Origin of the sequence: Cohnella sp. (assembly GCF_041641335.1) — a bacterium.
Lineage (GTDB): Bacteria > Bacillota > Bacilli > Paenibacillales > Paenibacillaceae > Cohnella.
In genome coordinates this window covers 123,309-138,509 of the sequence record NZ_JBEPYQ010000002.1, presented here as the reverse complement: position 1 = coordinate 138,509, position 15,201 = coordinate 123,309, and the positions used below count along the sequence as shown (strand labels likewise).

The following is a 15,201-nucleotide window of genomic DNA, read 5'->3' as shown; positions in this document are numbered from 1 at the left end:
GCGCTGAAGGCGATTTTCGCCCGTATCGACGAAATTCCCGTGCTCGTTTTCGACGAAGTGGACACCGGCGTCAGCGGAAGGGCGGCGCAGGCAATCGCGGAGAAGCTTAGCTTGCTGTCCCGCCATTGCCAAGTGTTCGCCATCACGCACTTGCCGCAGGTCGCTTGCATGGCCGATCATCAATACGAAATCCGCAAGCAGGTGAACGAACAGTCCCGCACGCGGACATCGGTTACGCAGCTGTCGCCGGAGCAGAGGATCGAGGAACTGGCCCGGATGCTCGGAGGAGTGGAAGTAACGGAAAAAACCCGTCATCATGCACAAGAAATGCTTAGTCTGGCGGAGATCCGAAAAAACGCGTAACGACGCGAAAAATCAATCGCGTAGGAAGCTTTTTGAGAACATAAAAGGGGCAAGCCACGGTTACCTTATAGGTACGTTATCGGCGACATACCAGAGCCGATTCAGACTGTAAGGGAGCGTGAGATCTTGTACCAGCAACACTCCAGGAAACGCCGCCGCATCGGTCTTGTCGTCGTTCTTATGCTGATCGTCACCGTCTGTTCGGCACCGTTCCAGCACTTCGCGGAATTTCCGAGCCGGATCAGGCTTTTTCAGGGACAGCCGGTTTCGTTGCATTACACGATTCCGGTTCACGCACAGGTCAGTTTGAATCCGCGGGTTGCAGCCGTGAACGGCAGCGACAATGCATCGGTTCAGGTCGATCTCAGACAGCCTTTATCCATTCAACCGAAATCAAGCGGCGTGACCAAGCTGCAGATGAAGCTGTTCGGCAAAATTCCTTTTAAGACGGTTAAGCTCCAAGTCATTCCGGATTTGCGGGTCATTCCGGGGGGGCAGACAATCGGCGTCAAAGTAAAGTCCGCGGGAATCATGGTTGTCGGTCATCATCAGGTAAGCGCCAAGGATAACTCACGCGTATCCCCCGGCGAGGCGGCCAAGCTCAGATTGGGGGACCTGATCGTCGAAATCAACGGCCACCCGTGCGACGACATATCCAAAATCGCGGCTTATTCGGAAGAGGCCGGACGAAGCGGCGAATCGTTGAAGCTGTTGGTTCAGCGGGGCAAGGAACGGTTCAGAACGTCGATTACTCCCGCTTATGACGAGGAAGACAAAGCTTGGCGGCTCGGTCTGTACATTCGGGATTCGGCGGCCGGCGTGGGAACCTTAACGTTCTATGCTCCGGATCAAGGCGTATACGGCGCGCTCGGCCACGTCATTACGGATATGGATACCCAAGCTCCGATCGTCGTCGGAAGCGGGGAAATTTTACAGTCGAGCGTCTCTTCGATCAACAAAAGCCAAAGCGGCGAACCGGGCGAGAAGAGGGCTCATTTTCTGAAGGAAGGCCGTACGCTGGGCAGCGTGGAGCGCAATACTCCGTTCGGCATCTTCGGCAAGATGAGGCAGTTGCCCGAACATTCGTACAACCCGGAGCCCATTTCGGTCGCTTTCGCGGAAGAGGTGAAGGAGGGCCCTGCGCAAATCTTGACGGTTGTCGAGAAGCAGAAGGTCGAGAAATTCGATATTCAGATCGTTCACGTGTCCAAGCAGTCGTCTCCCGCAACCAAGGGAATGGTCATCAAAATTACCGACCCGAAGCTGCTGGAAAGGACCGGGGGCATCGTGCAGGGAATGAGCGGAAGTCCGATCATTCAGAACGGGAAGTTGGTCGGAGCGGTCACTCACGTTTTCGTTAACGATCCCTCTTCCGGGTACGGCTGCTTTATCGAATGGATGCTGCAGGATGCGGGAATTATGCTGAATCCCGAACAAACGATTTCTAAGGCGGTTTGACGCCTTAGATTTTGTTTATTTACCGAAAATCCGAACGTTTGTCGAAAATGTAAGAAATGGATCATGTTTTGGCGTGTTATGACGCAAATTCTTAATTATATTCGATTTTCAATAATAAATAAAGAAAAATTTTTTAATCGAGAAGGAATCCGCCAAGGCGATGTCGAAAACGGATTATCAGAGAAACGGTGAGCGTTTTTCGTCAATTTATTCTCGCATAAGAGAAAGGGAGGACCAGACATTGCCACGTATTGAAGTGTTCTTAGCAGACGACAACCGAGAATTTACAAACTTGTTATCAGAGTACATCCAAGAGCAGGATGATATGACGGTCATCGGTGTGGCGTACAACGGAGAAGAGGTCATCCGTCAGCTGGAAGAAACACGTAGAGTACCCGATGTCATGATCCTTGATATTATTATGCCGCACCTGGACGGTCTTGGCGTCCTGGAGAAACTGCGGGATATGAATTTATCGCCCGTACCCAAAATCATTATGCTCACGGCTTTCGGACAAGAGAACATCACCCAGCGTGCGGTACAACTAGGCGCTTCTTATTACATACTTAAACCGTTCGACATGGATGTTCTGGCTAACCGCATTCGTCAACTGGCCGGCAACGCCGCGAGTTCGTCGATTACGACTTCGAGCCTCCCAAGCGGAAGCTCGGGCCGCTCCAATGTCGTCCAGATCGGCAAGCCGAAAAATCTCGACGCCAACATTACGAGCATCATCCATGAGATCGGCGTTCCCGCGCATATTAAAGGCTACCAGTATTTGCGCGAAGCGATCACGATGGTCTACAACAACATCGAGATCCTCGGCGCGATCACGAAGACGCTGTATCCAGCCATCGCCGAGAAATTCAAAACGACGCCAAGCCGCGTCGAGCGCGCCATCCGCCATGCGATTGAAGTCGCCTGGACTCGCGGCAACATCGACAGCATCAGCCATCTGTTCGGCTATACGATAAACATCGCAAAGTCCAAGCCGACCAATAGCGAATTCATCGCGATGGTGGCGGATAAGCTGCGGATTGAGCATAAGGTGTCATAGTTGCTGTATTGACGCGGTTTTTCGGGCTCAGATACGCTTGCCGTCCGACAAGTTTTCGGATGATTAGCGTAGCCATTCCGAAAAAGATTTTTACGTGATTTGGCTAAACTTGTGCGCTTTCACCTCCGTTATTAACGTTTGTTTATCGGAACAGATAACGTTGCGGTTAGTTTAGCGTAATATCGCCAATTGGTCAAAGGAGACGTTTTCTCTTCGGAGGAAGCGTCTTTTTTGTTACTTTTCGAACGCAATTTACGTATACTTATTAGTAAAATTGTGGGAGGTCCGTTAATGAAGCGGTACATATTTTTAATCGCGGCAATGTTCGCTCTGACCGCGTGTAGTAACGATAAACAAGCGGAGCCCTTGCCGGAGCCGTCCGCTACAATAGCCTCAGCTGAACCGGAGGAGTCTGCATCACCTTCCGCAGTAACGAAAGAGACCGCGGAATCGTCCGAGCCTCCATACGACTGGTCTACCGTCGAAGTGACGGAGGAACGCGCTAGGAGGGCGCTAGAGGGCAACGTTGGGGCTGCGTACGCTATTACGGTCAAAGACGAGACGTTTCGTAAAATAGCGATGACCTACGACACGAAAGGCGCATATTTAGAGATAACAGTTAATCCCGGAATGTTCGCGGACGAAAAGGATTTCGTTAGGCACGCAGGCGGATCGCTTATTGCATACTCGAAAATACTCTTCTCTAACCCGGAAGTGTACGAGATATCCGTTAATGTTCTCATCGATAACGTTGGGGGTGGCGAAAATGACGGCGTATATATTTCGTGGCAACGCGACCAGGCGAAGGACATCGATTACGACGCGGTGCTCGACAATATGTTCGGGGACTATACGATTCCGTATCAATTAGCGCGGAAATATTCGATACAAACGGAACTGTTCGAAGGGCTCGCTGATTTCGGATTACTTCAGTATAAGGAGACCAGCGCGTAAGGATCTTCAGAAGAATCCGCTAAGCTTAGTGACAAGGAGTTCGCAGCCTTCCTGAAGGAGATAGAAGAGCAAGTTCGACAATAATATACCGGTTATCCAAACGGACATTCATCGCCCACACGGGCGGCGGGTGTCCGTTTTTTTTATTTTTTATCGGAAAGTGTGCGAACTGACCTTTCCGTATCGATTACGTATATAGACACGGCAAATTAGGGGCTCTACCGCGTCCGGCACCAATAAGACCCGGAAAGGCATAGCGCGCCTATATCATGTGCGTAATCTTGCGACAGGGAGGTGGTTCTTTCGAGTGTTCATTAATCTTGACGTCGACGTGGTCCTATCCGGGCTAGTTGCGGATATCGGGGCCGAGCGTTGGCAGACCGACCAGTGGAACTGTGCCACATTCCACGCCTATTTCGCAGACATGAATTGCGAAAAGTACGGCGCCGAGCCATACGAACATTTACGCAATTGGGGCTTTGAACAGCGCCAGCTTAAATCCGCGACTGAGCGCTACGGTCCGGAGGTCGTCCGCAAGGTCTGCGAACAAGCCTTCGCTCAGTACCGGCCGTCATGCGAGTATCCGCAGCTTAACGCCGGGTTCGTCTTATCGTATATGGCGGCGTCACTGCTTCCGCGAATCCTTACGGAACGAGACGCGGTTAAACGTAGATTCGAGGACGCGGCGCGAGGTAGGCCGGACACGGACGAACTAAACGCGCATCTTTAAACGGGAGGGAATGGGATGACTAACGGAGATCTTACGCTAAGCCCTGTGCGCATGTTTCTAGAGCTCGCAGACATTGCGGGTCGTGCCGGAAATGAACGAATACGTCGCGTTTGGATTGCAAACTATCTGCGGGTAACAGAAGAGGCTGCTGTGTAGACGACCCATTTTGTGAAGAACGGAAATTACTCCAAATCATCCTTATCTATCGCTAAATCGTCTTGGTCGCTGCCCCATATGTAGTCGTATCCTGGTTTAATTTGCGCCTTATTTTCCGACTCGGACTTCTTCTGGTTTTTCAGTGATTCTTGATTTTCTTTTTCCATGATCGCTACCACCCTTTTACAAGTTGAGATTAATGTGTCCAGCAATTATTAGCATTATACGGTATGCCAGCGAGGTTCGTGAAGGAGGGATCGATCGCTTGAAGGGCACTAAAGTATCAATTATCGAATCGAAGAAAATTGTGGCACAAATGACCCATTTTGTGAAATAGAGAGGAGATTGATAGTTATTCGAGGGGATAAAGTATCTCCCAAACACCCATAAATACAAGAACGATGCCGCCCGGAATTAGTTTAAACTTAAGGTTACGCCTCGATGAGTCTGTTTGATTTTTAGATAAAGTTTTTGACCGGGGAGACAGCCACAAATACAAAAAGACTAAAATAGCACAAACAAAGCAAAATATAGACCTGCCGGGAATAGTCATATGATCCTCCTAGTTGTAGGTGATTGTTAATATTTTACACGTTACTAGGGTAATCGACAATATGTGCTGAACAAACCGAAGATTAAGTGCAATGAAAACAACAGGAGGCAATGCTTTATGACCGAACGTAAGCCGTTAATATCCGTCACCATCGCGGACTCCAAGTTCTGGCTAAGCGTTCTAAACGACCTAAAGAAATCGTGGTGTTCAAGATATCCTCATTATCTGTGTAGACAATCTGACCGTTTCACCCAAGCCATCCAGGCTTGTTATACGAAGATGGATATTCAGAAGTGTATCATCCACCAGATTCGTACCGCCACCCGATACGTCTCTTACAAGGATCTGTAGAAGGTAACAGCAGACCTTAAGCCGGTATACAAAGCGGCGACAGAGGAAATGGCGCTGGTTGAACTCGATCAATTTGAGGAGACTTGGGGCAGTAAGTACCCGCTCATTATTCGATCTTGGCGCAGTAACTGGGACGAATTCGCGACCTTCTTCAGGTATCTGCCTGAGATCCGCAAGCTCATTTACACAACGAATATCATCGAAAGTTATCATTGCCAGCTTCGTAAAGTGACGAAGGGAAAGAGTATGTATCCGAGGGATGAATCATTGCTGAAAATGCTATATCTAGCCACAATGGACGTCATGCGTAAATGGACAGGCCGTGTTCAAAACTGGGGTCAAATGCTGCTGCAGCTCTCCGTTTTCTATCCTGGGACATGGAAGAATGAACGCAAGAGCTTGCAATTCGGACTTGGCCGTAATTGCAAGCTCTTCTCTCTTCAAGGTCAATTCTACGGCAACGTGACGAGCAGAGAAGTTGCGGAATCGTGAGGCACGATCCGTACCCCGTGCTCCGTCGGTTCCGCTTGTCCGCCTTCGACGGCTACCGCAGAAATTCCCCGAAGGACGAGACTCCAACCTTCCGCCGCTCCTTCTACCGTAATCCGGATTTCATTTCCAGCTCGATTAGCCGAGACGGAGAAGCGAATTTCCCCGTTCTGGTCGGGAACCGCAGCCTTCGCTGCCGCACCGTCCTGGAGCGAGAACAGATGCAAAGCGACGCCGTCCGTATAATCGTAGTCCGGACGGGCGTCCTGACTGCCGAGCGGAATGAGACTGTTTTCGCGAACATAGAGAGGGAGACTGAAGTAGTCGTAGCTTTCGTTCCGCCAACCTCCGCCTTGCACTTCTTCACCGCTAAGAAAATGAGTCCACGTTCCCTTAGGCAAGTAGAAGGAGGCATGGCCGTCCGGATTAAAGATCGGGGCGACCAGAAGCGAATCCCCGAGCATGAACTGCCGATCGACGTAGTCGCAGGCCGGATCGTCTCCGAATTCGAGCGTCATCGCTCTCATAAGGGGAACGCCGGTCCGCGAGGTCGATACGGACTGACCGAATAGATAGGGCATGAGCCGCAGCTTCAGCTTCGTGAAGAAGCGAAGCACGTCGACGGCTTCCTCGTCGTAGATCCACGGCACGCGGTAAGACGTGCTTCCGTGCAGTCGGCTATGGCTGGATAACAGGCCGAACTGTACCCACCGTTTGTACAGGTCCGGCGGAGAGCTGTTCTCGAAGCCGCCGATGTCGTGGCTCCAGTAGCCGAAGCCCGACAAACCGAGCGACAAGCCGCCGCGCAGGCTTTCGGCCATCGACTCGTAAGTCGCTTCGCAATCGCCGCCCCAGTGGACGGGGAACCGCTGGCCTCCGGCCGTTGCGGAACGGGCGAACAGAACGGCCTCCCCTTTGCCTCGCTTCTCCTCCAGCAATTCGAATACCGTTTGATTGTAGAGCTGAGTGTAATAATTGTGCATTTGCTGCGGATCGGAACCGTCATAGTAGACGACGTCCGTCGGAATGCGCTCGCCGAAATCGGTCTTGAAGCCGTCCACGCCCATATCTAGCAGCGCGCCGAGCTTATCCTTGAACCAGCGGCATGCCGCCGGATTCGTAAAATCGACGATCCCCATGCCGTACTGCCACATATCCCATTGCCATACGCTGCCGTCAGGCCGTTTCAGCAAGTAGCCTCGTTCCATGCCTTCGTCGAACAGAGCAGAACGCTGGGCGATATAGGGGTTGATCCAGACGCAGATGCGCAGCCCGCGGGCTTTGAGCCGCTGCAGCATGCCTGCCGGATCGGGAAAGACGCGCTCGTCCCACTCGAAGTTGCACCACTCGTACTCCTTCATCCAGAAGCAATCGAAGTGGAAGACGGCAAGCGGCAGGTCTCGGGCCGCCATCCCTTCGACAAAGGAGGTTACGGTTTCCTCGTCGTAATTGGTCGTAAATGATGTCGACAGCCACAGGCCGTAAGACCAAGCCGGCGGCAGGGCAGGCTTTCCCGTCAGCGACGTATAGTTGCCGAGAACAGCCTTGAGGTTGTCCCCGCCGATCAGGTAATACTCGAGCTGTTCGCCTTGCACGCTGAACTGAGCCTTCGATACCGTCTCCGACCCGATCTCGAAAGAGACGCGCTCCGGATGATTAACGAATACCCCGTAACCGCGATTCGTCACGTAGAACGGAACGTTCTTGTACGCCTGCTCGGACGACGTTCCTCCGTCTTCGTTCCAGATATCCACGACTTGGCCGTTTTTCACGAATGGCGTGAATCTTTCTCCCAGCCCGTATACCGTTTCTCCAACGCTCAGGGAGAGCTGCTCGCGGAAGTAATGGACTCCGTCGTCGGCCCGGACGTAAGCGGTGGATCGCGTTCCGCTTTCCGTCAGCTTCCTGTTCCCGTAGGTGTAAGTAATTTGGACGGGGTGACGCTTGGTTACGGTAACGGTCGTATCCCCGCTTGTCAGGCTGACGAAGCTCTCGTTATTGTCGATGATTACCGGGGCGTTGCCGACGTGTTGCAGATCGAAGGTCGAAGGACCTTGGCGAACCTTCCCTTTGTGATGATAGAATTTTGCTTTAATGACGTCGGACATCGGCGAAGAGAACTCCATCGTCATCAGCGGCTCGTTCAGAGTATTGCCGCGATGCTCGAGCGCGCGATGCGTAGCGTACACCGTGATCGAGTTTTCCCCGATCCGCACGTCATGAACTTCATAAGGACTGAGCAGTCGATAGCCCTGCCTGGTCATCCAGTAGCCGTCTGTAAATTTCATTTTCACATCTCCTTGTCGAACAGGAATTGAAAGCGCCTAATAACATTTTAATGATATAATTAAAGAAGATCTCGCAGTATTATGCTCATTTCTAATAATATTATGATGATTCGGAGGCCGGGTATGGATCTGAGACTGCTCAAGGAAGATCGGAGGCACGGAATTCCCGAGTTTCCGTTTGCCGTTTACGCCATAGACCGGCAAACCGGCGAAACGATACTGGACAACCATTGGCACGACGAAGTCGAATTTCTGTGGGTAGAGCAGGGGAAGGCTACGTTTCAGATTGGACTTTCCACCTATGAGCTGGAAGAGGGAGACGTCATTTTCGTTCCGGGAGGCGAGGTTCACGGAGGCTTCTCGGACGAGGGCTTGTCGTGTTCCTACAGGGCGGTGGTATTCCGCTTGGACTGGTTGGCGGAAGGCCGGGACGGAATCGCCTCCCGTTACGTTCAACCGCTTGCGGGCGGGGAAGCCGAAATTCCGCTTTATTACGACGGGGCCACCAAGACGGGAAGGCGAGTCGTGGGCCGTTTGAAGCGAATGTTCCGAATGGGCGAGTCGGAATCGGACACAAGGGAACTGCGAATCAAAGCCGAGTTATACTCGTTGCTGGCCGATCTTATCGATAGAGGACAGTGGCGGCGCGCGGCACCCGGACGTTCGGTAAGTACGTATACCGTGGAACGCTTGAAAGAGGTTGTCGCATACATGGAAACTCACTTTTCCCAGCCGCTGTCCGTGCCTGTGCTCGCGGAGATTGCCGGGATGAGCGCCGGCCATTTCAGCCGAATGTTCAAAATCGTCATGCGCAAGACGCCGATGGACTATTTGAATCAATACCGGATACGGCAAGCCGCTCATCTGCTGCAAAATACGGACTGGTCCGTCGCGGAAGTGGCGATGGAGAGCGGGTTGACGAATTTCAGTTATTTCAGCAAAAAATTCAGCGCGGTCCATGCGTGCACTCCGTCACAATTCCGCAAAAATTTTAGGAGCCTTTAAGGTTTATTTCTAGAAATCTGGTATAGTGAATGAATGGTTGTCCATAAAACGAGGGGGAAATGCGGAAATGAGCGATAACAACAACGAGAAGGATCTACAAGATAATCAACAGCAATCGACGAACGAAGCGATCGAAAAAGAACTGGAGGAAGCGGTCGAGGAGCGTTCGCCGCTTGATCTAGGCAAAGCGGACGTGGGAGTCGTAACGGCCGGCGCTCCGGCCGGCGCTCCGGCTGTCGCGGGTTCGGTATCCGCCGCCGCTGCTCCTTCGCGCAGCTCCTCGGCGACGATCGTGCCGTGGGTTATCGCGGTCATCGCCGTTGCCGCGCTCGTATTCGTGCTGATCCGGAATACTTCCGGAGCAACAGGCAACGAGGCGCTCGGGCAAATGGATGGATATACGATCAAGAAGACGGACGTATACGACGAAGTGAAAAGCCGTTTGGGCGAAGATCAGCTGGCGGCTCTTGTCGACGATATCGCGCAATCCAAAATCATCGAGCTCGAATCCGAGAAAGCCGGTATCGCGGTGAGCGATGAAGACGTTAAGCGCGAGTTGGACAATTTCAAGAAGCTCTACGGCTTCGAGACCGACGAAGATATGTCCGTCGCGTTGGCGCAAGCGGGAATAACGCTGGAAGACCTCAAGGCCACGCAAATTTTGCCTAACCTGAAGATCAAGCTGCTGTTCGAAAACAAGCATCCCGTCACCGAGGACGAGTTGAAGACGTATTTCGAAGACAACAAGGAATCCACGTTTGCAACGACTCCGAAAGAAGTGAAGGCTTCGCACATTTTGGTGGAAACGAAGGAAGAAGCCGACGCGGTGTTGACGGAACTGAAGAGCGGCAAGGACTTCGCTCAATTGGCAAAAGAGAAATCGCTGGATCCGGGCTCGAGAGAGGACGGTGGAGATCTCGGATTTTTCGGACGGGGCGTCATGAACCAGCGCTTCGAGACAGCGGCGTTCGCGCTTGCCAAGGGCGAGACGAGCGAAGTCGTCGAGGCGGACAACGGGTTTCATATTATTAAAGTGACGGATATCCAGGAAGCGGTCGTTCCCGAGTACGATGCGGTCAAATCCGACGTCAAACAAGCGTATTACGACGAGAAGATGGGAATGGAAGCGACCGTCTGGCTGGCAACGCTGAAGACGGACCGGAACTTCAAGAACTTGGTCGAGAAGACTCCGGAAGCGCCGGCAGCTTCGGCTCCGGCAAGCCCCGAGCCTTCGCAGGCAGCGCAATAATCGATAGTTACGAATAGCAGCTGCTTCCTGTATTGCGGGAGGCGGCTGCTTCTTTGCGTCTCAGGAGACATCCGAATTTAAAGTTTACCTTAAGCCTTCCTTAAGAAGTGTAAAACCTTCGGTAAACTGCGGACAGGAGGCAAAAGGATGCGGTATAGTGGGAAGAATAAAGACGATATTGCATCTCGCTAAGCGAATTGAAGGAGCCGTTTGAAAGATGTCCAAATCCATTCTTATCGTTGACGACGACCGCGAAATTGCCAACCTGATCGATATTTACCTCCGTAACGAAGGCTTTGACACCGACCAGGCGCACGATGGGGAAGAAGCGCTGAGCAAGCTGAAAAGCCGAACTTTTCATTTGCTCGTTCTCGATATTATGATGCCCAGAATGGACGGCATGGAAGTATGCAGGCGCGTTCGGGAGACCGGTTCGATCCCGATCTTGATGGTGAGCGCCAAGGCGGAGGACATGGATAAAATTCTCGGGCTAATGACGGGCGCGGACGATTACGTCGTTAAGCCGTTTAATCCGCTCGAATTGGTCGTAAGAGTCAAGACGCTGCTCAGGCGAGCTTATCAATACGGGGCGCAGTCTTCGCCCGCGGTCGAAGACGACGGTGTGATCAAGATCAACGAGCTGACGATCAGCAAGTCGACCCATTCCGCCGAAGTTGACGGAAGAGCCATCCATTTAACCTCTACGGAATTCGGCATTTTGCATTTGTTGGCAAGCAATCCGGGACGCGTATTCTCCGCCGAAGATATTTTCCAGCAGGTGTGGAGGGAGAAATATTTCGAATCGAACAATACCGTCATGGTTCACATCAGCAAACTAAGGGACAAGCTGGAGCAGGAGATGGGACGCAAGCTGATCACGACCGTATGGGGGGTAGGCTACAAAATTGAGATCTAGCATCGCTGCCCGCATGGTTTGGCGATTGGTGTGGCAAATCGGCATCAGTGCCGTGCTGTCGGTGATCACGTGCTACTTGTCGATCATTGTTTTGGAGAGAATGACGCGCGACAATTTCAGCCAGCGTTCGTTTCTTCGCAGTTTGTACTATACGTTCGGAGAGACTCCGCTCATCATGCTCGGCTGCTTTATCTTGTTTATTATTTATATGGTGCTGTTAAATTGGAGGCGGTTCAGCTATTACGACAAGTTGAGCCGATCCGTCGAACATATCGCGCTTAAGGGCAATTTCGACGATCAGGTTCCCGTCAAGATGAACAACGAAGTTTCGCTGCTCGCTCATAACGTCAACTTGCTCGTGCTGGAGCTGAAGCGATCCCTGGACGAGGAGAGAAAAGCGGAGCAGACGAAGAACGAGCTCATTACGAACGTGTCGCATGATTTGCGCACGCCGCTAACCTCGATTATCGGGTACTTAGGTTTGATCGAGCAGGACCGCTATCGCGACGAGGTAGAGCTGAGACATTACGTTCAAGTCGCCTACGATAAGTCGGAGAGGTTAAACGTTCTTATCCAGGACTTGTTCGAATATACCCGTATGAGGCACGATGTCATTCCGTTAAGGCGCCAAACTTTTAATCTCGTCGAAATGATGAATCAGCTTCTGGTTCATTATCGGTTATCGCTGGAGACGGCCAAAATGACCGGAAAGCTGATCGCTAACGTTGGAGAGCTGCAAATCGAAGGCGATCCCGATAAGCTGGTGCGCGTATTCGAAAATTTGCTTTCGAACGCCATCCACTACGGCGCGGCAGGCGGCAGAGTCGATATCTATCTCAATAAGCTGAACGAAGCAGCCGTCATCGAGATCGTCAACTACGGAGAAGCGATTCCTGCGGCCGATTTGCCGCATCTGTTCGATCGCTTCTATCGCGTGGACAAGTCGCGCACCGAACACAAAGGCGGGTCCGGACTGGGGTTGGCCATCGCCAAAGGGCTCGTGGATAAGCACGGCGGTGCGATTACGGCGACGAGCGACGGCGACAGCACGAACTTTCGCGTACGGCTTCCTTTAACGCAACCTTCTTCCGAACAACCGTCTTAAGAAAACCTGACTCCGTGTGCTGAATTTGTCGAAGGAGATTGTATCATGAAGGAATACGATAATCGGATAGAATCGCTGAGGTCGGTAGAATCGTTCTGTTATTCTCTATGTATCCATATTTTGGTTGAAGAGGTTCTTGCTTGGAACGCGGCCAGGTTGGCGCTTCTGGATTTGTATCAGGACGAGCTGTTCTGGCAGGCGGATCAAGAAGGGCGCAAGCGGATTGTCCGCAAAAGGGCGGTCGCGAGAGCATTGGAGCTGGCGATCAGCAGCGAGGCGAGAAAGCGAGTTGACTGAGTGAGAAAGGGACCTAAAATGAGTAGGCTCTGTCACCTTGAAGGAGATAGAGCCTGACTGAGCGTCATGGTCGATCGGATGAACGGTGCTCTTGAGAATTGCCGTCATTCGCTTGCGGCGACTTCTGCGGGCGGGGCGGGCGCGGCACCTTCGGCCGGAAACGCGGCGACAGGTAATTATGCTTGCGATCCCGAAAGAAAATCCAACCTCCGATAAAGCCTATGCCGATCAGAAAAAGAATGGCTCCGCCGATGAACATCCCCCAAGAGAAGTCCGGGGAGACGACGTCGATATCGCCGATTTTCGCGAAGTAGTCGTATACTGCATCTTTCATGAGCAAGAAGCCGTAGGCGGCCGCAATACCGGGAATGACAAGCAACAGTATGGCGATAAGCCGCTGAATAAGCAGTTTCATAGGATGATGAAGTCCTCCTTCCCATCTCCTAATCATACCGACTTTCTGGGGATTTGTCCATGAATGCGTATCCAATTCGCAGCTTGCCTTGCGTCATCGCAGCTTTCCTGTTGATTGGGCACGGTTTCCTCGTTTTTTTCGCTATCCCGTTGGGTGAGAAACCTGAGGATGGGGATAGCTTTGGAGGCGGGAGAGGGGAGGAAAGGGAGAGCGGGGGCCGACTTTGTTACGTTCGCGAAAAAAAGGTACAATGAGAAAGGTGAGTTTACATACGGAGGGGAAACTATGCCAATCGAAGTCGATGTCGCCGTACTGGGCGGAGGGCCGGGAGGCTATACGGCCGCGGTGAAGGCGGCGCAAGCCGGACTCAGCGTCGTCGTGATCGAAAGGGACAAGCTGGGCGGGACATGCCTGCACAGGGGATGCATTCCAAGCAAGTCTTTGCTTAGAAGCGCGGAAGTATACGCGACGATCGGGGATGCCGCTTCGTACGGCATTCAATTGCCGGAAGGGGCCGCTTCCGTTGATTGGAGCGCGATGCTGCGACGGAAAGATAGCATCGTGGAGCAGCTTTACAAGGGACTGCAGGCTTTGATGAGGCAGCATAAAATTGAAGTCGTCAACGGAAGCGGACGGATTATCGGACCTTCGATCTTCTCGCCCAAAAGCGGGGCGATCGCGGTGGAGCTGTCGGATGGGGAAGCGGAGACGGTGGTGCCTAAAAATGTGGTAATCGCGACTGGAGCTCGACCTCGCAAGCTCGAAGGCTTGAGCTACGACGGGGAGCGCATCGCGACGAGCGATGAGGCGCTGGCTTGGACGAGCCGTCCGTCTTCCATTCTGATCGTCGGAGGCGGGGTAATAGGCGTCGAGTGGGCGTCGATGCTCAGCGACTTCGGAACGCAGGTGACGATCGTCGAGGCCGCGGACAGGCTGCTGCCTACGGAGGACAAAGATATCGGAGCCGAAATCGCCAAGCTGCTTAAAAAGAGAGGCGTTGTTATCCACACGGGAGTTTCGGTGCAAACCGAGAGTTGCCGCTTGTCGAATAACGGCGTCGAGATTCAAGCGACCGCGGCAGGCGGGGATACGGTGTCGCTTGAGGCCGAGAGGATGCTCGTATCCGTAGGCAGAATCGGCAACGTGGAATCGCTGGGGCTCGAGAACACCGACGTCAAGACGGAGAGGGGCTTCATTAAGATCAATCCCGCGACGCTTCAGACAGGGGAATCACATATTTACGCGATCGGAGACTGCATCGGAGGCGTTCAACTGGCGCACGCGGCTATGCACGAGGCGGCGACGGCGATCGAACATCTGACCGGCAACAAGCCTTCCAGAGCGGCGGATCGGGATATTCCCCGCTGTATCTACTCCCGACCGGAGGCGGCAGCTATCGGCTGGACGGAGGAGAACGCCAGAGCCGAAGGCTTCCAAGTGCGAACCGCCAAGCTCCCCTTGCGCATTCTGGGCAAGGCGCTTGTGCAAGGGGAGAGCGACGGTTTCGCCAAGGTGGTCGCGGACGCGGCGACAGGGGATTTGCTAGGCGTTCACTTGGTCGGAGCGCATGCGACGGAATTGATCGCCGAAGCCTCGCTCGCGAAGCTGGTGGACGCGATTCCGTGGGAGATCGGCCGGACGATTCACCCTCATCCGACGATGTCGGAAGCGATGCAGGAAACGATGCTCGCGCTGGGGGGCGCCGCCGGGCACGCCTGATCGCGATCGGCATCATCAGGCTCAACCCGGGGGGATTCGCATCCTTCAGGCGTCGAAGAACGGTTCCGTCTAGGGAATTTGTTCGGCGCGACGGGT

12 protein-coding genes and 2 pseudogenes are annotated in these 15,201 nt (G+C 53.0%); 11 read left to right on the top strand and 3 right to left on the bottom strand.

Annotated elements, in window-relative coordinates:
• From ACESLM_RS01355 to ACESLM_RS01340, 4 genes and pseudogenes are all read left to right on the top strand, one after another.
• A pseudogene (locus ACESLM_RS01355) lies at window positions 1-363 on the top strand (DNA repair protein RecN); the annotation flags it as partial.
• 126 nt (window positions 364-489) lie between these two features.
• Window positions 490-1,821 carry a SpoIVB peptidase gene (gene spoIVB / locus ACESLM_RS01350; protein ID WP_372629261.1) on the top strand — a complete coding sequence of 444 codons (1,332 nt, stop codon included), beginning with the start codon at window positions 490-492 and terminating at the stop codon, window positions 1,819-1,821.
• 241 nt (window positions 1,822-2,062) lie between these two features.
• The gene (gene spo0A, locus ACESLM_RS01345) at window positions 2,063-2,878 is read left to right on the top strand and encodes a sporulation transcription factor Spo0A (protein ID WP_372629259.1); all 816 of its coding nucleotides are present in this window, start codon (window positions 2,063-2,065) and stop codon (window positions 2,876-2,878) included.
• Between the two features lie 291 nt (window positions 2,879-3,169).
• Complete coding sequence (locus tag ACESLM_RS01340) at window positions 3,170-3,832, top strand: membrane lipoprotein lipid attachment site-containing protein (protein ID WP_372629257.1); 663 nt, start codon at window positions 3,170-3,172, stop codon at window positions 3,830-3,832.
• A 912-nt stretch (window positions 3,833-4,744) separates the two neighbouring features.
• Here ACESLM_RS01340 and ACESLM_RS01335 read toward each other — a convergent pair.
• On the bottom strand, window positions 4,745-4,885 hold the full coding sequence (locus tag ACESLM_RS01335) for a hypothetical protein (protein WP_372629255.1): 141 nt from the start codon (window positions 4,883-4,885) through the stop codon (window positions 4,745-4,747).
• A gap of 503 nt (window positions 4,886-5,388) precedes the next feature.
• Between ACESLM_RS01335 and ACESLM_RS01330 the strand changes: the two are divergent.
• Window positions 5,389-6,114 (top strand): annotated as a pseudogene (locus ACESLM_RS01330) (IS256 family transposase).
• Here the strand turns inward: ACESLM_RS01330 and yicI are convergent.
• Window positions 6,075-8,399 carry an alpha-xylosidase gene (gene yicI, locus ACESLM_RS01325; RefSeq protein ID WP_372629253.1) on the bottom strand — a complete coding sequence of 775 codons (2,325 nt, stop codon included), beginning with the start codon at window positions 8,397-8,399 and terminating at the stop codon, window positions 6,075-6,077. The pseudogene ACESLM_RS01330 and the gene yicI overlap by 40 nt on opposite strands.
• A 123-nt stretch (window positions 8,400-8,522) precedes the next feature.
• On the opposite strand from yicI, the gene ACESLM_RS01320 reads away from it, so the two are divergent.
• The 5 genes from ACESLM_RS01320 (at window position 8,523) to ACESLM_RS01300 (ending at window position 12,971) form a co-directional block, all read left to right on the top strand.
• A complete protein-coding gene (locus ACESLM_RS01320) occupies window positions 8,523-9,404 on the top strand; it encodes an AraC family transcriptional regulator (protein WP_372629251.1) in 882 nt (293 codons plus the stop codon).
• A gap of 67 nt (window positions 9,405-9,471) precedes the next feature.
• Window positions 9,472-10,653, top strand: coding sequence for a foldase protein PrsA (locus ACESLM_RS01315; RefSeq protein ID WP_372629249.1), 1,182 nt, complete (start codon window positions 9,472-9,474; stop codon window positions 10,651-10,653).
• 217 nt (window positions 10,654-10,870) lie between these two features.
• Window positions 10,871-11,569 carry a response regulator transcription factor gene (locus ACESLM_RS01310; RefSeq protein WP_372629247.1) on the top strand — a complete coding sequence of 233 codons (699 nt, stop codon included), beginning with the start codon at window positions 10,871-10,873 and terminating at the stop codon, window positions 11,567-11,569.
• Window positions 11,559-12,674, top strand: a complete 1,116-nt coding sequence (locus tag ACESLM_RS01305; protein ID WP_372629243.1) for a sensor histidine kinase — start codon at window positions 11,559-11,561, stop codon at window positions 12,672-12,674. Before ACESLM_RS01310 ends, ACESLM_RS01305 begins: the two co-directional genes overlap by 11 nt.
• Before the next feature lie 45 nt (window positions 12,675-12,719).
• Entirely contained in the window at window positions 12,720-12,971 is a 252-nt protein-coding gene (locus ACESLM_RS01300; RefSeq protein ID WP_372629241.1) for a hypothetical protein, read from the top strand.
• A 64-nt stretch (window positions 12,972-13,035) separates the two neighbouring features.
• Here the strand turns inward: ACESLM_RS01300 and ACESLM_RS01295 are convergent, their stop codons facing one another.
• A complete protein-coding gene (locus ACESLM_RS01295) occupies window positions 13,036-13,386 on the bottom strand; it encodes a DUF2627 family protein (RefSeq protein ID WP_372629239.1) in 351 nt (116 codons plus the stop codon).
• Between the two features lie 285 nt (window positions 13,387-13,671).
• Here ACESLM_RS01295 and lpdA point away from each other — a divergent pair, with 285 nt between their 5' ends.
• Entirely contained in the window at window positions 13,672-15,105 is a 1,434-nt protein-coding gene (gene lpdA, locus ACESLM_RS01290) for a dihydrolipoyl dehydrogenase (RefSeq protein ID WP_372629237.1), read from the top strand.
• Window positions 15,106-15,201: the final 96 nt, after the last annotated feature.